The 18,227-nt window shown below is 33.3% G+C and carries 15 protein-coding genes and 1 pseudogene; 2 read left to right on the top strand and 14 right to left on the bottom strand.

Translation table 11 applies throughout. The features are described 5' to 3' along the window. Positions 1–38: 38 nt before the first annotated feature. The gene (locus tag DNC80_RS03120) at positions 39–824 is read right to left on the bottom strand and encodes a DUF3050 domain-containing protein (protein WP_182649136.1); all 786 of its coding nucleotides are present in this window, start codon (positions 822–824) and stop codon (positions 39–41) included. 91 nt (positions 825–915) lie between these two features. Then, entirely contained in the window at positions 916–2,094 is a 1,179-nt protein-coding gene (locus DNC80_RS03115; RefSeq protein ID WP_182649134.1) for an acyl-CoA dehydrogenase family protein, read from the bottom strand. A 326-nt stretch (positions 2,095–2,420) separates the two neighbouring features. Between DNC80_RS03115 and DNC80_RS03110 the strand changes: the two genes are divergently transcribed. Beyond that, entirely contained in the window at positions 2,421–3,548 is a 1,128-nt protein-coding gene (locus tag DNC80_RS03110; protein ID WP_182649132.1) for a hypothetical protein, read from the top strand. A gap of 412 nt (positions 3,549–3,960) precedes the next feature. Here the strand turns inward: DNC80_RS03110 and DNC80_RS03105 are convergent. The 8 genes and pseudogenes from DNC80_RS03105 to DNC80_RS03070 all read right to left on the bottom strand — a co-directional run. Then, positions 3,961–4,419 (bottom strand): annotated as a pseudogene (locus DNC80_RS03105) (tRNA (adenine-N(6)-)-methyltransferase); the annotation flags it as partial. Then, complete coding sequence (locus DNC80_RS03100) at positions 4,412–7,069, bottom strand: carboxypeptidase-like regulatory domain-containing protein (RefSeq protein ID WP_182649130.1); 2,658 nt, start codon at positions 7,067–7,069, stop codon at positions 4,412–4,414. The pseudogene DNC80_RS03105 and the gene DNC80_RS03100, both read right to left, overlap by 8 nt. A gap of 430 nt (positions 7,070–7,499) precedes the next feature. After that, positions 7,500–7,640 carry a hypothetical protein gene (locus DNC80_RS03095; RefSeq protein ID WP_182649128.1) on the bottom strand — a complete coding sequence of 47 codons (141 nt, stop codon included), beginning with the start codon at positions 7,638–7,640 and terminating at the stop codon, positions 7,500–7,502. A gap of 308 nt (positions 7,641–7,948) precedes the next feature. Then, positions 7,949–8,716, bottom strand: coding sequence for a GLPGLI family protein (locus DNC80_RS03090; RefSeq protein WP_182649126.1), 768 nt, complete (start codon positions 8,714–8,716; stop codon positions 7,949–7,951). A 50-nt stretch (positions 8,717–8,766) separates the two neighbouring features. Then, entirely contained in the window at positions 8,767–9,174 is a 408-nt protein-coding gene (locus tag DNC80_RS03085) for a hypothetical protein (protein WP_182649124.1), read from the bottom strand. 1,102 nt (positions 9,175–10,276) lie between these two features. Next, positions 10,277–10,990, bottom strand: coding sequence for a tRNA1(Val) (adenine(37)-N6)-methyltransferase (locus DNC80_RS03080; RefSeq protein ID WP_182649122.1), 714 nt, complete (start codon positions 10,988–10,990; stop codon positions 10,277–10,279). 116 nt (positions 10,991–11,106) lie between these two features. After that, the gene (gene rimM, locus DNC80_RS03075; protein ID WP_086454733.1) at positions 11,107–11,631 is read right to left on the bottom strand and encodes a ribosome maturation factor RimM; all 525 of its coding nucleotides are present in this window, start codon (positions 11,629–11,631) and stop codon (positions 11,107–11,109) included. A gap of 14 nt (positions 11,632–11,645) precedes the next feature. Continuing rightward, complete coding sequence (locus DNC80_RS03070) at positions 11,646–12,194, bottom strand: 30S ribosomal protein S16 (protein WP_086454734.1); 549 nt, start codon at positions 12,192–12,194, stop codon at positions 11,646–11,648. Between the two features lie 364 nt (positions 12,195–12,558). Between DNC80_RS03070 and DNC80_RS03065 the strand changes: the two genes are divergently transcribed. Beyond that, on the top strand, positions 12,559–12,915 hold the full coding sequence (locus DNC80_RS03065; protein ID WP_086454735.1) for an RNA-binding protein: 357 nt from the start codon (positions 12,559–12,561) through the stop codon (positions 12,913–12,915). Between the two features lie 56 nt (positions 12,916–12,971). Here the strand turns inward: DNC80_RS03065 and leuB are convergent, their stop codons facing one another. The 4 genes from leuB to leuC form a co-directional block, all read right to left on the bottom strand. Further along, complete coding sequence (leuB, locus tag DNC80_RS03060) at positions 12,972–14,033, bottom strand: 3-isopropylmalate dehydrogenase (protein ID WP_182649120.1); 1,062 nt, start codon at positions 14,031–14,033, stop codon at positions 12,972–12,974. Positions 14,034–14,142: 109 nt separating this feature from the next. After that, the gene (locus DNC80_RS03055) at positions 14,143–15,666 is read right to left on the bottom strand and encodes an alpha-isopropylmalate synthase regulatory domain-containing protein (RefSeq protein WP_182649119.1); all 1,524 of its coding nucleotides are present in this window, start codon (positions 15,664–15,666) and stop codon (positions 14,143–14,145) included. Positions 15,667–15,749: 83 nt separating this feature from the next. Next, positions 15,750–16,346 carry a 3-isopropylmalate dehydratase small subunit gene (leuD, locus tag DNC80_RS03050; RefSeq protein ID WP_182649117.1) on the bottom strand — a complete coding sequence of 199 codons (597 nt, stop codon included), beginning with the start codon at positions 16,344–16,346 and terminating at the stop codon, positions 15,750–15,752. A gap of 114 nt (positions 16,347–16,460) precedes the next feature. Beyond that, positions 16,461–17,855 carry a 3-isopropylmalate dehydratase large subunit gene (gene leuC, locus DNC80_RS03045; RefSeq protein ID WP_182649115.1) on the bottom strand — a complete coding sequence of 465 codons (1,395 nt, stop codon included), beginning with the start codon at positions 17,853–17,855 and terminating at the stop codon, positions 16,461–16,463. Positions 17,856–18,227: the final 372 nt, after the last annotated feature.

The following is an 18,227-nucleotide window of genomic DNA, read 5'->3' as shown; positions in this document are numbered from 1 at the left end:
ATTAATCAGGATTTGTAATATGTAAGATAGAATTTTAACTACTCAGCTAGCATTTTTTCAGGAATTAATTGTTCTTCTATAGCATCCCAAAGACCAATTCTTTTTTCTAAAGCCATTTTCGATACTTCCTCTACATCTGACCATTTTTGTTCGTCAGTACCACAAAGCTCTGTGATCATTTTCATGGCCATAGGTCCGTGTTCGTCACCGTCAAGTTCAATATGTCTTTCAAAATAATAGATAAGTTTACTCAAGTCTGTTTCAGGGAAATTAGCTTGAAAGTTCTTCAAGATTTCAGTGAACATACTTGGAATTAAATCTTCTCTACCAAAAGTGAAAGCAGCGGCAATTTCATGAGATTTACCTTCTTCAATAACTCGGAAAGTAAAGTCTAAAAAAGCTTTAATATTGGGATGTAAATTACTTGTTTTAATCGCAACAAAGATGTTTTTCAAAGAGTCTACTTCGTTCAAAAATTCTTGTATACCTGCTGTACTTGCATTGCAGGCTTTCATGGCCTCAATATACATTTCATAATGACTGGAACGTTTACCATCAAGAGTTAAATCTGATTCTTCGGCTAATACGATTTCATTTATTAAATATCTCGTTTCAGGATTTGAAGTTGCAAACCAAGGTGTTGTTGTGCAAGTAAGCTTTGACTGAAGTGCTTTTAAAAGTGACATGAAATCCCAAACAGCGTAGACGTGATTTTCAAGAAAACACTGTAAATCTTCAATTGTTCTCACTTTATTGTACAATGTGTGTTGAAGTAATTGTTCTTTTTGTGATTGAATACTATTGTTTATAGTGGCAATATTCATAGGTGGTATTTTTGTGTAAAGATAAAAAAGCTTCTTGTTTCCAAGAAGCTTTTGTTATCATTTTTAAGTATACTTTAATAAACGTTTACTACTACTTAAAAGCTGGAATTCCAGTAATATCCATACCTGTGATTAGCAAGTGAATGTCATGTGTACCTTCGTATGTGATTACTGATTCTAAGTTCATCATGTGGCGCATGATAGAGTATTCTCCTGTAATCCCCATTCCGCCTAAAATTTGTCTGGCTTCACGAGCTATGTTGATAGCCATATCAACATTGTTTCTTTTGGCCATCGAGATTTGAGCCGTTGTTGCTTTTCCCTCGTTTCTTAAAACGCCTAATCTCCAAGTTAGCAATTGTGCTTTGGTGATTTCAGTAATCATTTCCGCCAATTTCTTTTGTTGCAATTGTGTTCCTGCAATCGGTTTGTCAAACTGAATTCTTTCTTTAGCATAACGCAAAGCGGTATCGTAGCAATCCATAGCAGCACCAATAGCACCCCAAGCAATTCCGTAACGAGCCGAGTCTAAGCAACCAAGCGGTGCTCCTAATCCAGATTTATTTGGTAAAAGGTTTTCTTTTGGAACCTTTACGTTGTCAAAAATTAATTCTCCTGTAGATGATGCACGAAGCGACCATTTGTTGTGCGTTTCTGGAGTGGTGAAACCTTCCATACCACGTTCAACAATTAAACCGTGAATTCTGCCTTCTTCATTTTTAGCCCAAACTACGGCGATATCTGCAAAAGGTGCATTAGAAATCCACATTTTGGCACCGTTTAAAAGGTAATGGTCGCCCATGTCCTTAAAGTTGGTAGTCATTCCGCCAGGATTTGATCCATGATCAGGCTCGGTCAAGCCAAAACAACCCATGAATTCTCCAGTAGCTAATTTTGGTAAATACTTCATACGTTGTTCTTCGTTACCGTATTTCCAAATAGGATACATCACTAACGACGATTGTACAGATGAAGTAGAACGAACACCAGAATCTCCACGCTCAATTTCTTGCATGATTAATCCGTAGGAGATTTGGTCTAAACCTGCACCACCATATTCAACAGGAATGTACGGACCAAAACCACCAATTTCACCCAAACCTTTGATAATTTGTTTTGGGAATTCAGCACGTTGTGCGTAGTCTTCAATAATTGGCGATACTTCTTTTTTTACCCAAGCACGTGCCGATTCGCGCACTAGTTTGTGTTCTTCCGTTAGTAAATCGTCTAAGTTATAATAATCTGGTGATTGAAATAAGTCTGGTCTCATGGTTTAGAATTTTATAGCTACAAATTTACATAAAGAAATATAACAAAAGCATTAACAATTGTTATATTTTTATATTTTTATTTGAATTAAGCAGTTAATCAAGCTACTAAAGTAAAACTTAAGTTTCACATTTGGAACAATAAAATAAGTTTTAGGCTTTGTTTAAGTTTGATTGTTCCCATTGTCAATCAAAATTCTTTTGTTGCCGCAATGTTATTTGTCTAATAATTATTGTTAATTTTAATATGGTTGTAAGAATTACAAAATTTAGCCGTTGTATTTGATTATAACAAATTAATTATTTCGTTGTTTTTAAAATATTGCAAATGATTATTAACTTTAAAATTTTACAATTTCAATTAAAAAAAATTACAACAATAGCAAAGCCTAAGAAATCCTCTAGCTTTGCATATAAATCTAAATTTAGCGCTGTGAAGTATTTTTTTTTATTCTTTGGTTTTACATCTTTATTATTTGCTCAAAATAAAGATTACATAAGTTATCACAAAAATATTAATAAAGCAGAAGTCTTATTTTTTATGGAGCATAAGACAGATAGTGCCTTGTTTTATTATGAAAAAGTTTTTAAAGACTACGATTTTATTTTTGTAAAGGATTTGGTAAACGCAGCACAAATTGCCGTTTATTCTAAAAAACCATACCGTAAATATATTGAGCAAGGATTTGAACAAGGATTAAAATTGAGTCATTTAGATAAATTCAAACTTTTTGATAGTGTACTACCCATTTTAAATAAGGATAAAAATCTCTTGAAAATTTACAATATAAAAAGGAAAGAATATATTAAGAAAATTGATTTTAAATACTTGGATTGGATTTATAAAATGGCAATAAAAGATCAGCAAAACAAACATGAAAAGGTCAAGATTAATATGGTAAAATACAATGATGTATTACTGCCTTTTACTGATAGATTAATGGATTCTATAGTAAAGAAAGGTTTTCCTGGTGATAGATTATTAGGAATTGGAGATAGTACAATTTTTAAAGAAATAGGTAGGCCTGACCTTGATATGTATAAACAAAGAAAAAAAGATAAAAGATTGTTTTATATGAATTCAGATGAAAGTATCTTGTCCCAAGAGTGGCCTCAAGTCATTTTTGTTCATAATAATTGTTCTTATTTTTTGTATGAATCAATTTTTTTAAATGAAATTAAAAAAGGGAATATTCATCCAAGAGATGTAGGATTAATTTATGACAATGTAATAAGGTATAAAGGATCATTACCTAACTATTGTGATGGTGTAAAAATAAAAGGAGTCTATCTTTTAAATATTTTTACCAATTACACAAATTATAACAATAAAAAGCAAACCAATGCTATGCGGAAAGCTTTACATATTGTTTCTTCAGAAGTTGATGAAAAGAAAAGAGAGTTTGAAGTGGATTATGGATTTAAATTGTTTACTGGTTTTTGGTTTTGTAGATAAATAAATAGGAATAAAAATTTTGATCCAATCAATTGGCATTGACCGTAGAACTGATAATAATGTGTTTTGAGGATATTATTTTTTGAAAGTAAATATTTCGATTAAGTTGTAGTTTTCTTATGTGAAATTTAAAAAATCAAGAGTGTGAGAAAAAATTTGTTAACTTTAGTGATTTTTTTATATATGGTAGCTATTGTCATTTAAATTAATTATCGTTTTGTTTTTTTAACTTGAAATTTTTCATGAAAATTATATTTATCATATTAGCTTTTTTGTTGTCTCCTATGTTTTTATCGGCACAAACTAAATATGATAAGTTTGACCAATTGATTTTAGAAGTCTTTTGAGGATTTTAAAAAAGAATTACAGAAAATAATAAAGGATAATAAAATTAATTAATAAAAAAGAAAAGCTACATCTTCAAGTAAAAATCCTTAGTTAATTCAATATATTCTGGTGTGTAGACGTGTCTTGCGGTTTCGATAGTCAATTCATCAATTGCCAAGTCAGTTGTTTTATTTCGGCTAAAAGCCAATAAACTACGTTTGATTTCCGTAGTTGGTGTTCCTTTTAGTCGAGTGATTTTTAAGGGGTATAATTCGTATTCATTGGCTATAGCCAAAAAGCTTTCTTCTTCTTTGTAAGGAATGATTACGGAGAATATTCCGTTTTCAGAAAGTAATAAATCTTCGGCCTCAATTAATTCTTCAAAAGGCGTCGCATCAGCAAAACGGGCGATATCGCGCTGCTCGTTTTCCGTTTTGTAGTCTTCGGTATAAAAAGGTGGATTGGATACAATTATATCGTACTGCTGCGCCAGTTCCCTATCGCTCGGTTCGTCTTCGGTTACTTGAATAAGTTCATCAAAACCTATAGTCAATCTTTAACAATACATATCGAGATAACAAACGATATTCTGTAGAAGATACAGAGATATCACTCACATAGTATTCGGTGAATTTTTTAGTATTGAAAAGATTTTTGCCAGAGAGAACAAACGATAATTTATTATCTTTAACAGTGTACTTTGATTCTAAATCTAAGAAGTAATATCGGTTGTTGTTTTTATTTAGGTTCCCAAAAAAGTAGCGCTCACTTTGAAGATCGACATTGAATTTTTTAGAAAAATTAAAATTCAAATCCAAAAAACTCATATTGTTTGTGTTCTTATTGACTATTGATGTCTCCACTTCGCTTGTTGTCCATTTACTACCTATGTGATAATTGAAAATCCCTTTAAAACCTGATCTCAGTTCAAAGCCATAATTGTAATTGTTTGTGATTACTTCCCTTAAGTTGGTGCTATTCACAATGTTTTTATAATTGGATTTCGAATAACTCGAAGTCAGTTTTAGATTGGAACTAATATATTTAATGAAATAATCAGTATTAGTACTCAAACTAAACATATCACGGTTTTTGATGATGATTTTTTCTGTTTGTGAATAATTAGGAGCTAAATTTGTGTTAGTGGAATAAAAATCATGGTCTTTGTTATAAACCGCCGAGAAATTAGCGAAAAACTTATTGCCCCAATTGCCTATACCATAATTAAAAAACAATGTGCTTGCGTTAATCTGGTTTAAGCTAGAAACTCCTTTATCAAAGTTGCGATAACTTGTAAGTACATAATTAGAATAGATATCAAGAATTTTAGCATTGGTCGTGTTATAAGAATAGGATGTGACTACTTTGTTATTTTTGTTGATTTCCCAGTTTATGCCAATTTTTGGATTCACAAAAAAAGGTTGTTGTTTTTGCTCCTCATCAAAAGAAGTAAAATGATTAATAAGTTGATGTGCATCTATTTGAGCAACAAGACCATACTTTCCTTTCTTGTATGAATATTTCGATTTAAAATAAAAATCGCTGCTGTTGTATTGTACTTGGTTCTGGTAATCTTGCGAAGCTATTGAGCTTGTATTGTTGGTTTTAAAAAGCAAGGATGTATTTAAAATATCATGACGGAATTTAAAACCCGCTTGTATTTCAAGTAAATTATCGTTCTTTTTTCGGTCTAATAAATGACCATCGATGGCGGCAAATTGCATTTTGTTTTCACTCATTTGCGACAAAGCTTCAGTATTGCTTTGCTTAGTGAATAAATCAGGAAACAAAAACGAATTAATGTTATATAGTTGTGGCGATTTCTCATTGATATATCGTCCAGATATAATAAACACTTTTTTGTCGGATATTTTATTGGTAAAAACCAATTTTTGATCAATCAATTGGTTGTCTTCCTTAAGTTTTTCAATGGTTGGATCATTGTTGAATACCAAACTAGACTGACTGTCATGTCGACCATTGTTGTACTTACTAGTAAATTCCAACATTTTGGTTTTGGACACATCATAAGTCAAATCTATTTTCCCAAAACCAATCACCTTTTTTTTCTTCAAAGCATAATCTTCGGTATTGGTAAAAGAGGTATTGTTGATTTTGTATGATTGGAATCCATTTCTAAAAAAATCATTTTCATCCCAATTGAAAAAGCCCAAGGTTTTCATTTTAACTTTTGGAGATAGCGTAAATATCGTATTAAGCGATGTCATTTCGGCATTATTAAAATTGGTTATTTCTTTTTTCAAAGATGGACTTGCACTATTTAAACTTAGCAAACTATTCGACTGTTCATCATCACCCAAAGTACCTATGTCATCCATGCGAAACGGTCGAATTAGTTGGTCAATATCACCTGTTCCATCAATTCCTGTATTGTTGAGGTTCCCAATGAGGTAGTATTTAGCTTTTTTACCAAAAGACATTAAGTTGGTTCTTAGTTCATATCTATTTTCACTTACCACTCCATAACCCAAACTCATGTTGCCAAACCACTGCAATTTTAAATCTTTTTTAAGTTTTAAATTGATAGCTACTTTGTCGCTGTTTTCAATTCCTTTGAGTAATCTATTGTTAGAGTATTTTTGGTAAATTTCTACTTTATCGATTGTGTTTGCATTCAAGTTTTTCGTCAGTAATTTGTAGCCCCGTTCAAAGAAATCGTCACCTTCTACCATTACTTTTTCAATTTCTTTGTTTCCTATTTTAATCGTGCCATCGTCACCTACATTCACGCCAGGTAAGTTTCTTAATAGATCTTCAACTACAGTTTCATTACCTTTTAAAAATGTTTTCACATTAATTGTAATTGTATCTTTTTTGATAGTTACGGGTCTTTCCGACTGTACAATTACTTCTTTGAGGACTAGTTGCTCGTTACTTAACACTGCGTTTTGTACAGATGCTTTATTGTGCTCTATTTCTACTGAAAAAGTAGCCGTTTTATAGGACATGGCACTAAAACTAAGCTCAAAGGTCCCTGTTTTTTTTGTTGTCAGACTGTAATTCCCGTCTTTATCAGAAGTGGTATAAGCAGCAATTGCATTGCTCCCGGTTGGCTTTATGTATACATTCACAAACGGAATGGGGTTTTTTGCCATGTCATGTATGTGACCTGTTAGAGTCGATTGTGCTTGTATGGAAAAACTTAGTAAAAAGAGAAAGAGAAATTTGTTCATTTTCGTATCGTAGTATTGGAATGTAATACGTTATTTTTATTTTATATCATCGAAACTTTTTTCAATAAAATCATTTTCATCAACTCCTTTTGTTTCAGTTTTTGTACTAGTTATTTTTACATCTCAAGGTAAAAAAGTTCTTATTTTCATTGAAATATCTTCTTCTGTTTTTTTGTACATAGCAATAGTCTTGTCTTTAGCATTGATAGGTGTAGCGTATTTTTTAACCATAAATTTATCTTGATTTATTTAGTGTTACACTTTTAAAAAAAACATAAATAATTTTTTTTTTTAGCTTGGGCTTCCAATATTACACCAGGCAATCCGTTCAATTTCCATGTACTACAACTTACGGGAATTTCATTGGTAAACCATACCGATTAAACTCTACCACGAAATTTTCCCACGGCTTTTTGACATATAAACTAACTTATTTTTTTGTTTCTTCACTTACTTCCCAATCAATAATTCTCGTTTTATCTTTTACGTAGAGCGTGTCATTCATATTTGATAATCCTACATAAAGATAAAAATTTTCAATAATTAAACCTTCTTTTAAATTGGTATCCATCTCTAATGCTTCTTGGATTGTAGAATCTAAGTTGAAACTTAAATTGACTTCATTCTTTTCATCATTGGACTTTATAGCAACCTTTTTTTATAGTTTTCTTAAATAAATTTTCAGTTTGAAAAAATGAAAGGGTTTGATTTGTAATAACCTCCATTATTTACATTACATGAATATACAATTTCACTTGTCGAATTTTGACTAAGTAGATAAAAGGGTAATAACAGAAAAGTGAGTAATAATTTCATAGTATTTAACGTCATTTCCTGTGTTATTTGTTCGTAATGTTGTAATTTTTAAATATTTACACCTTAATCTAATTCAATTCCTTTTTTTAAAATAGGCGTAGATACATTTATTTTCAAACGCTCTCCTTTTGAAACTTTACTTTCCAAAATTTTAGCTCGCTCTTCCATCTTAGCTTTTTGCTTGATCAATTGTGCATTAGTAATTATTTTTGCTTCTTCCCTTGATATTAAATTGTATTTAGGATCGATACCATTTACTTCACTTTGAAAAGGGATTTCTATTTTTTTAACAGAAAAAATCACTTCATTTTTGGAATCCGAAAGTTCAATAATTAATCCAGGTAGTCCTTTAAATTTCCATGGACCCAACGGAATTGGAATAGAAATAGCGTACCATGCAGTGTATGAGCGTCCTCTAAAGTCGCAAGTCGCTTTGAAACAAACTAAATTACCTATTTTTTTTTCTTCGTTTACTAGCTCCCATTCTTGTTTTGTTCCATTTTCAAAAATAACTTCATTGCCACCTAAAGCATACAAAGCCGCTTTTTTTAAATCATTAAAAATAGCATAATTAGTAGTGTCTGATTTTTTGATATTAATAGAGGTGTTATTATCGCTTACTTTGTTTTCAGTAACTCTATCTCCAATATCTTTACTATTATAATTAAATCTCGAAAAAGAGTCATTAAACAATAATGAAGCAGTATAGTTGTCATATGAAGTTCCTGAATAAATCATCATTTCATAGTCTATTTTCCCAGCAGAAATAAAGTTTTGAGAGAAACTATTTACTCCACAAAAAAGTAAAAAAAGAATTTTGTTTATTTTCATAACTATTTTTTAAGTTAGCCCTAACTGTAAAGTTAGGGCTTTTATATTATTTAACCTTGTGCCATCTCTACAAGACTAGCACGTAGTTTTTTGCCAGCAGCAACAGCTCCGGCACATGAAGCTGTAACTGAGCCTGAAACAGTAGTTGACACTTCTCCGCCCACTACACCAGGTATACCACCACTTACAGTAACAGTAACTGACATTGTAATAGTTACGGTACAAGCTTCATCAAGTGATTGATTGTTTACACCTTCTATGATTTCATCGGTATAATTTTTAAAATCATTGATCGAATTAAAATTGTAAACTGTTTTAGCATCGGCAGTTTGAATAGATATAGTTGCTTTTTCTGTTCTTACCTCATTTATTGAATTCAAAGTAGGGTCAATAGTGTTTGCAGACCCTGTAAAAGAAAACATAACTGTAGCCACTAGGCCAAATAATAATTTTTTCATATTTTTGTTTTTTAATTATTTGCAGTCATACTTTATGTCGTCGAAAACATTTTTGAAGTATGGCTGTTTTTTTTGAGGTTGATTTTTTTATAAGAAATGTTACCAAACCAACTCTTTAAAAAGTAACATTAATTTTTGCTTGCAAGCGGTTTATTTAGACGGCTCTATTTTGTGTATAATTTTACAATCTAGAATCGAGAAAATCTTTTTGATTAACACGATAGTTTTAAAAACTAATGTGTTTTTTGGCACTTTTGTATTGATGCCTTTTTTTGTTTTAAAATCTATTGATGACTTGTTTAAAAAGCTGATGTAAAGCAAAATTCAAACTTTTTGGTTTCTTATTATTTTTCAATTACCTATAGACTGATAAAAGATAGAATTTTTTGTCTGATCTATTAAATCTTACATTTTAGAAATCTTTAAAAGAAATTTATAAGACAAAGATATTGCTGAAGTAGAGTCTAGCTGTACACTTAAAGTGTAAATAAAGTTAAACAATAGACAAGTAAGAAATAATTAATTTTTTGTGCTTTTTTTTATTAATTTGTATCCGATTTTGTTTATACTTTATTACAATTTAATTGATTGTGAGTTAAAAAAAGGTTGTTTTATATTTATTTAAAATAGAACTCTTATTTTCTAAGATTTAGTACCAAAGGAGGTATTCTTCAAAGGGTCATTTTTTTGGATTTTAGTTCTACATAGTCTAAAACATAAACTACTTTTCCTTTTAATCTTTCTATATATTTATTGATCGGTTAACTCAATTAATATGCATCATTTTCTGTTTTTTTGAAAAAAATCCTGCAATTTATTCTGAACTTAACTCCTGATGGAAGAATTTTTTTATTAGCTTTTTGATTTTTTAAGATAAGAGCATTTATTTAGGATTCATCTCTCACTTGTTATTTATATTTTTGGTGGCTATATAAGTTGATAATATGCATGAAATAAAATACAATTGCGTTTTATTTTATGAATATTATGTAAGAAGGGAACTAAGTCATTTTAGAAAAGGACTTTACTGTTCTTTTTTTTATAAATAGTTTTACCTTTTCTATCAAGAGTCGTATTTGTTAGTTGAGTGTAGTTAAAGTCTCTACATCTTCAAATAAAAATCCTTAGTCAAGGCAATATATTCTGGAGTGTAAACGTGTCTTGCGGTTTCGATAATTAATTCGTCAACTGCAAAATTAGTAGTTTCATTTCGGCTAAAAGCCAATAAACTACGTTTGATTTCAGTGGTTGGTGTTCCTTTTACGCGAGTGATTTTTAAGGGATATAATTCGTATTCATTGGCTATAGCCAAAAAGCTTTCTTCTTCTTTATAAGGAATGATTACGGAGAATATTCCGTTTTCAGAAAGTAATAAATCTGCAGCTTCAATCAATTCTTCAAAAGGCATCGCATCAGCAAAACGGGCCAAATCACGTTGCTCATTTTCCGTTTTGTAGTCTTCGGTATAAAAAGGAGGGTTGGAAACAATTACATCGTACTCGTCTTCGGGTTCTTCAACAAATTCATCTAAGCCGGCATGGTAACAAAATAAACGATCGCTCCATGGAGAGTTTTCAAAATTATCGGTCGCTTGCTCGTAAGCATCTTCGTCAATCTCTAAAGCATCAATTTGTTCAGCGTTGCTTCTTTGCGCAAGCATCAAGGCAATTATTCCGGTTCCGGCTCCAATATCTAAAATACTAAAAGGATTATTAGTTATAGGAGTCCAAGCGCCAAGAAGAACTCCATCGGTACCAATTTTCATAGCGCAACGGTCTTGTTCAACAGCAAATTGTTTGAATTGGAATTTAGACATAAGTATTGTTAGATTGTAGTGTAATGAATGCTGTCCTTTATGATAGTCAACTAGAGATAATTGCAGATTTCGAGAGATTGACCACTGCGACTGGATACTGATTACTGCCTACTAAATTAAAGGTACATTTCGATTAACCCTTCTGGTAAATCCATTATTACTTTTTTGTTTTCACGATCTATTTTAACCAAGAAATGGTCAATCATAGGGATTAAGATTTCTACACTACCATTTAAAACCTCAAATAAGGGTTGTGCAGTGGTGTCATTGATAGATTCTATTTTACCAACGATTCCTAGACGTTTGTCTTCAACTTCAAAACCAATTACTTCGTGGAAATAAAACTTATTGCCGGTTAGTTTTGGCAACATTTTTAAGGGTAAATACAAATCATTGCCTATAAGTGCATCGGCTTCTTCTTCGGTATTTGTATCTTCAAAACGGATTCGTAAAAAATCGTTTTTGTGCAGCGAACTGCTTTCAATAAAAAAAGGAACCAAGTGTTTGTTGCATTCAACAAACACTGATTCCAAGTTTTCGTATAACTCAGGTTCGTCCGTGTCTAAATAGGCAAGAACTTCCCCTTTGAAACTAAATTTTTTAGCGATTTTACCTAAGTAGAAACAATCTTCTTTACGCATCGTCGCCTTCTAAATTATGCTTCAGTAGTTTCGTTGTTTTCTTCAGCAGCAGGAGCCTCTTCAGCAACTTCTTCTTCAACAGCAGGAGTTGCAGCAGCAATAGCATCTGCCTCTGCTTGTGCAGCAGCAGCTAAACGTTTTGCATTTACTTCTTGTTCTGCTTTGAAAGCTTTAGCTTTATCAGCAGCTTGAGCTTTAGTCAAACCTTCTTTTTTAGCGTCAACTTTACCAGCTTTAGCTTCTAACCAAGCCGCTAATTTTGCATCAGCTTGCTCTTGAGTTAAAGCACCTTTACGAATACCTCCATCAAGGTGGTGTTTCAATAAAGCACCTTTGTAAGAAAGAATTGCTTTTGCAGTATCTGTAGGTTGTGCACCATTGTGTAACCATTTTACTGCGCTTTCAAGGTTTAACTCGATAGTCGCTGGGTTAGTGTTAGGATTATAAGTACCAATTTTTTCTAGGTATTTACCATCTCTTTTTGAGCGTGCATCTGCAGCTACAACCCAGTAAAAAGGTTTTTGTTTTTTACCGTGTCTTTGTAATCTAATTTTTACTGACATAATCTTGTGATTAAATTTTGAGGTACTCGACCTCGATTAATTAAGGGTGCAAAGATACATTTTTTATTCCAAATTACTAATGCGAATTTTAAAATAATGTAAAGGAATAGGTTAGGTGATTTTATTGTTATTTTCTGGTAAATGGATTTTTAGTTTTTTTAGGAACTAAGATCTATTAAATAATTTTTTCAATCTGTTCTTTTTGAAATAAAACAGGGTAGTTTTAGAAAAACAAAGATCAGTTTGTTGTATTTATTTCTTAGTTTTAAAAACGCAAATTCAAAATAAAATCATAAATAAGCTAATATATAGTAGATTAGAGAAAAATAGCAGTACATTTGTTGTATTATTTAAATAAGTACATATGAATATTTTTGTTGGAAGCCTTCCATTCAGTATTGAGGAAGCAGATTTAAGAGAGTCTTTCGAGGCTTACGGAGCAGTTGATTCAGTTAAAATTATCTCAGATAAATTTACAGGAAGAAGTAAAGGATTCGGTTTTGTTGAGATGCCAAATGATGATGAAGCTCAAAAAGCAATTGACGAGTTGAACGGTGCTACTGTTCAAGGACGTGCAATTGTAGTAAACAAATCTGAGCCTAAACCTGAAGGTGAAAGAAGAAGTTTTAATAACAACCGTGGAGGTGACTCTCGTGGTGGTTATGGTGGAAACAGCCGTGGTGGAGACAACCGTGGTGGTGGAAACAGAGGAGGATATTAATATTTTTTTCTAGCTATAAAAAAAGGTGTCAATGAAAATTGACACCTTTTTTGTTTTTATAGGTTTGCAACAAGCCAGTCGCCTACTTCGCTTGTTTTGTAAGCTTTGTTTCCTTTGCTGACTAAATCCTCGGTTACTATTCCTTGCTCTAGGGAATTATTTACAACTGCTCTTATAGCTTCTGCCTCTTTTTTTAATCCAAAAGCGTCTTCAAACATCATGGCTGCGGATAAAATTGTTGCCAGCGGATTTGCAATATTGAGTCCCGTTGCTTGAGGATATGACCCGTGGATGGGTTCGTACAATGAAGTGTGCTCGCCCACAGATGCAGAAGGCATCAATCCCATAGAACCTGATATTACCGAAGCTTCATCTGTCAATATATCGCCAAATAAATTCTCAGTAATCAACACATCATAAGAATTGGGCCATTGCACTAGTCGCATGGCTACGGCATCAACAAATTCATAGGAAACCGAAACTTCTGGATAGTCCTTTTCCATGGCTTGAACGGTTTCCCTCCATAGCCGGGAAGTTTCCATAACATTAGCTTTGTCCACACAACATAGTTTTTTAGAACGGCTCATAGCCAATTCAAAGCCTTTTTTTGCCAGTCGTTTTACTTCTGCTCTTGTATAAGTACAAGTGTCGTATGCGGTTTCGCCATCGTCTAATCTTCCTTTTTTTCCAAAATAAATCCCACCGGTTAATTCTCTGAGGAAAATCAAGTCGGTTCCCTCTATGCGTTCTCGTTTCAAAGGAGAATTATCAATTAAAGATGGGAAAGTAAAAGTAGGTCTCACATTAGCAAATAAGCCTAATTTTTTTCGCATGAGCAACAATCCTTGTTCTGGTCTTACCGTTGCTGTTGGGTCATTGTCGTATTTTGGATGACCAATAGCCCCAAACAGTACAGCATCTGCAGCAAGACAGATTTCATGGGTTTCATCTGGATAAGGAACGCCCACAGCATCAATGGCACATGCTCCTGTTAATGCTGGGGTCCAAGTGATTTCATGATTGAATTTTTTTGCAATGGCGTCAGAAACTTTTACGGCTTCGTTGATTACTTCGGGTCCAATTCCGTCTCCGGCTAAAAGGGCTATGTTTAATTTCATTTTTTAAGTTTTTTTATTTTAAGGTTCAAATATTCAAGAATTTAAAGGTTTAGAGTCAAAGCAATAAAGAAAAAACTTTGAACCTTTGTCACCCTGAGCCTTTGTGCCTTTAATCAGATATTACATTCAGCATTTTTTGAGTTGCAATGATAGCTGCGACGGTTTGGTCAGAATCTAACCCTCTTGTTTTAAATTCTTTACCATTGTTTAGCCATGTTATTATAGTTTCGCATAATGCATCAGAACTACTTCCTGGAGGTATTCTAACAGCATAATCTATCAATTGAGGCAATTGTAAATTTTTGCTTTTGTAAATTTTTGCCAATGCATTCATAAAAGCATCAAATTGTCCGTCACCCTGTGCGTGCTCTTCAATGATTTCACCGTCTATTTTTAAAGATAAAGTAGTCGATGGACGCATGCCTTTTGCGTGAGATAATATATAGGACTCAACAATAATTTTTTCCTGATAGGTCTGGCTGTCTAAAACATCAGAGATTATATAAGGTAAATCTTCTTTAGTAACGGTTTCTTTTTTATCACCTAATTCGATAATGCGCTGCGTAACTAATTTTAAATCCTCAGGATTTAATTGAAGGCCTAATTCCTGAAGGTTCTTTTCAATATTGGCTTTGCCAGAAGTTTTTCCAAGAGCATACTTTCTTTTTCGACCAAAACGTTCTGGTAAGAGATCGTTAAAATAAAGGTTATTTTTATTATCGCCATCAGCATGAATTCCGGCTGTTTGGGTAAATACATTGTCGCCTACTATAGGTTTGTTTGCAGGAATTCTATAACCTGTGAAAGTTTCGACCAACTTACTCACAGAATACAAGGAAGATTCTTTTACGCCAATTGCTATTTCCGGAAAAAAGTCATTGATAACGGCAACGGCACTTTCTAGTGGTGCATTTCCTGCACGCTCTCCCATACCATTTACGGTAACATGCAAACCATGAATTCCAGCTTTTATAGCTTCCATAACATTGGCAATGCTTAAATCATAATCATTGTGGGCATGAAAATCAAAATGGATAGAAGGATATCGAGTTGTGATTTTCGAAATGAATTCAAATGTTTCTGATGGAATTAATACCCCTAATGTATCTGGAAGTAAAATTCTTTTCACGGGTTGTTGCGTCAGGAAATCTAAATATTGAAAAACATATTCAGGGGAATTACGCATTCCGTTACTCCAATCTTCTAAATAGACATTGGTCTCAATATTATTTTCTTGAGCCAAAGTTATGGTTTGAGCAATTTCATTAAAATGCTGTTCGGGTGTTTTTTTTAACTGATGCGTTAGATGATTCAAAGATCCTTTGGTTAATAAATTTTGAACTTTAGCACCTGTTTTTTTCATCCATTCAATAGATAATCCGCCATCTACAAAAGTGAGTACTTCTATTCTATCCGTGTAATTTTGTTTATTAGCCCAAGCCATAATGCCTTTTACGCCTTGAAATTCTCCGTCGCTCACTCGTGCAGAGGCTATTTCTATGCGGTCAATATTTAATTCCTCGATTAATAATTGTGCAATGGTCAATTTTTCTGCAGCAGAAAAGGACACTCCTGAGGTTTGCTCACCATCACGGAGCGTTGTGTCCATTATTTCAATTTTTCTTTTCATCATTGTAAATTTGGAACCCAAAAAAATTCAGCTCTTTTCAAGCTAGGTTTTAGGATTTAAAATAGTGCTTAGTGCTGTGTTTGTCATTAAAAGGGGCGTGTGCTTGCAAACACTTCAATATCTTCTTTAATGTTTTGTAAGTAATCAATATCATCAAAACCGTTGAGCATGTTGTTCTTTTTGTAGCCGTTAATGGCAAAAGATTCTTGCTGACCTGTTGCTAATAATGTGATGGTTTGGTTTGGTAAGTTGATTTCTAATTCAGTTTTAGGATTTTCTTCGATGGCTTTAAAAATAGAATCAGCAAATTCTGGACTCACTTGCACAGGCAAAACACCAATATTTAGACAGTTTCCTTTAAAAATATCTGCAAAAAAACTAGATACAACTGCTCTAAAGCCGTAATCATATACCGCCCATGCGGCGTGTTCACGAGAAGAACCAGAGCCAAAATTTTTCCCGCCCACTAAAATTTTCCCGCTGTAGGTACTGTCATTTAAAACGAAATCTTTTTTGGGAGATTCGTCCGAGTTGTATCGCCAATCTCTAAATAAGTTGTCGCCAAAACCTACACGCTCAGTTGCTTTTAAGAAACGAGCTGGAATGATTTGGTCCGTATCTACATTTTCTATCGGCAGTGGTACTGCGCTACTAGTTAGTATATTGAATTTATCGTATGCCATTTTTATTTTTTATTAGCTCCCAACCCTCGAAGGGGAGTTGTTGGAGGTGAAAGTTGTTTTTTTTTAATTGTACTATTTATTTTGTTGAAAATTCTCCCTTTGGGAGTTAGGAGGCTACATTAATTTTCTTGGATCTGTTAAAACTCCGGTAACTGCGGCAGCAGCAGCCATAATAGGACTTGCAAGCAAAGTCCTTGAACCAGGACCTTGTCTTCCTTCAAAATTTCTATTGGATGTACTTACTGCATATTTTCCTGCAGGAACTTTATCATCATTCATGGCCAAACAGGCAGAACAACCCGGCTGACGCAATACAAAACCAGCTTCGGTAAGAATGTCCAAAAGTCCTTCTTCTTTAATTTGTGCTTCAACAACGTGAGAACCTGGAACCAACCATGCTGTTACGTTATCGGCCTTTTTTCGTCCTTTTACAATTTCGGCGAAAGCCCTAAAATCTTCAATACGACCGTTAGTGCAGCTCCCTAAGAAAACATAATCAATTGGTTTGCCTATCATCACATCATCTTCTTGAAAACCCATGTAGGCCAATGATTTTTTATAGGTTTCGGCGCCACCTTCTACTCGGTTGGCGTTTGGAATATTTTTTGAGATACCAATTCCCATCCCTGGATTAGTTCCGTAAGTAATCATTGGCTCGATATCTGTTGCATCGATATTTAGTTCAGCATCAAAAACGGCGTCTGGATCTGTTTTTAAGGTTTTCCAATATGCTACGGCTTTTGTCCAAGCTTCGCCTTTTGGAGCATATAATCTTCCTTCAAGGAAATCAAATGTTTTTTGATCTGGAGCAATCATGCCACCACGAGCTCCCATTTCTATGCTTAAATTGCACACGGTCATTCGGCCTTCCATAGACATTTCTTCAAAAACATTTCCTGCGTACTCAACAAAATAGCCTGTTCCGCCAGAAGTGGTCAGTTGAGAAATGATATAAAGCGCCACATCTTTTGGTCCCACACCCTTACTTAGAGTTCCGTTTACATTGATGCGCATTTTTTTCGGTTTAGGTTGCATGATGCATTGGGTAGCCAAAACCATTTCGACCTCAGAAGTTCCTATTCCAAAAGCGATGGCGCCAAAAGCACCGTGCGTAGAGGTGTGCGAATCTCCACAAACAATGGTGGCTCCTGGAAGTGTTATTCCGTTTTCTGGCCCTACAACATGCACGATTCCATTTTTGGGATGTCCTAATCCCCAGTGTGAAATACCATACGTGGCTGCATTATCCTCCAAGGCTAGCAATTGATTGGCTGATAAGGCATCAACAACAGGTAGGTGCTGGTTTATAGTTGGGGTATTGTGATCTGCAGTTGCAAAGGTACGTTCAGGATATAAAACTGATACATTTCTAGATTTTAAACCCAAAAAAGCTACCGGACTGGTAACCTCATGAATGAAATGACGATCAATAAAAAAAACATCAGGTCCATCTTCTATTTTGCGCACCACGTGCGAATCCCATACTTTATCAAATAATGTAGTGCTCATTGTATAAATTTTAGTTTTGCGGCCAAATAAGCCTTAGGATAATCAAGAACGCAAAACTAAAAAAAGGAGTTAATGTATATTTTTGATTTTTCTAATTTATACGATGCCCAAAATCTCAACCGAATATTTCATAACTAAATTTCGTCTTTTTGATTTCTTTTTTTAAAGTGTGGTTTTTATTTTGATAAAATGTATCGTCGTTTTTTTTAATTTTTAATATTTATCGAATAGTTAGTATTTGTATCTTTCAAGTGGTTTGGGTTGAGAATATTTAATTAAATCACGTTAAAATTGATTTTTTTTTCAATTTTAAATTCGTTTTTTGACTTTTGACGAAGCTTTTTTTAAACCTAATTTTAGGAATAAGTTGGT

This window comes from Flavobacterium sp. SOK18b, assembly GCF_014156605.1.
In the GTDB taxonomy this organism is placed as follows: Bacteria; Bacteroidota; Bacteroidia; order Flavobacteriales; family Flavobacteriaceae; genus Flavobacterium; species Flavobacterium tiangeerense.
This window is presented reverse-complemented; position numbering and strand designations above follow the sequence as displayed.

Coding starts and splice junctions, on each gene's coding strand:
- DNC80_RS03120 (WP_182649136.1), bottom strand. CDS start 824: ATGAATATTGCCACTATAAACAATAGTATTCAATCACAAAAAGAACAA.
- DNC80_RS03115 (WP_182649134.1), bottom strand. CDS start 2,094: ATGAGACCAGACTTATTTCAATCACCAGATTATTATAACTTAGACGAT.
- DNC80_RS03110 (WP_182649132.1), top strand. CDS start 2,421: ATGATTATTAACTTTAAAATTTTACAATTTCAATTAAAAAAAATTACA.
- DNC80_RS03100 (WP_182649130.1), bottom strand. CDS start 7,069: ATGAACAAATTTCTCTTTCTCTTTTTACTAAGTTTTTCCATACAAGCA.
- DNC80_RS03095 (WP_182649128.1), bottom strand. CDS start 7,640: ATGGATACCAATTTAAAAGAAGGTTTAATTATTGAAAATTTTTATCTT.
- DNC80_RS03090 (WP_182649126.1), bottom strand. CDS start 8,716: ATGAAAATAAACAAAATTCTTTTTTTACTTTTTTGTGGAGTAAATAGT.
- DNC80_RS03085 (WP_182649124.1), bottom strand. CDS start 9,174: ATGAAAAAATTATTATTTGGCCTAGTGGCTACAGTTATGTTTTCTTTT.
- DNC80_RS03080 (WP_182649122.1), bottom strand. CDS start 10,990: ATGTCTAAATTCCAATTCAAACAATTTGCTGTTGAACAAGACCGTTGC.
- rimM (WP_086454733.1), bottom strand. CDS start 11,631: ATGCGTAAAGAAGATTGTTTCTACTTAGGTAAAATCGCTAAAAAATTT.
- DNC80_RS03070 (WP_086454734.1), bottom strand. CDS start 12,194: ATGTCAGTAAAAATTAGATTACAAAGACACGGTAAAAAACAAAAACCT.
- DNC80_RS03065 (WP_086454735.1), top strand. CDS start 12,559: ATGAATATTTTTGTTGGAAGCCTTCCATTCAGTATTGAGGAAGCAGAT.
- leuB (WP_182649120.1), bottom strand. CDS start 14,033: ATGAAATTAAACATAGCCCTTTTAGCCGGAGACGGAATTGGACCCGAA.
- DNC80_RS03055 (WP_182649119.1), bottom strand. CDS start 15,666: ATGATGAAAAGAAAAATTGAAATAATGGACACAACGCTCCGTGATGGT.
- leuD (WP_182649117.1), bottom strand. CDS start 16,346: ATGGCATACGATAAATTCAATATACTAACTAGTAGCGCAGTACCACTG.
- leuC (WP_182649115.1), bottom strand. CDS start 17,855: ATGAGCACTACATTATTTGATAAAGTATGGGATTCGCACGTGGTGCGC.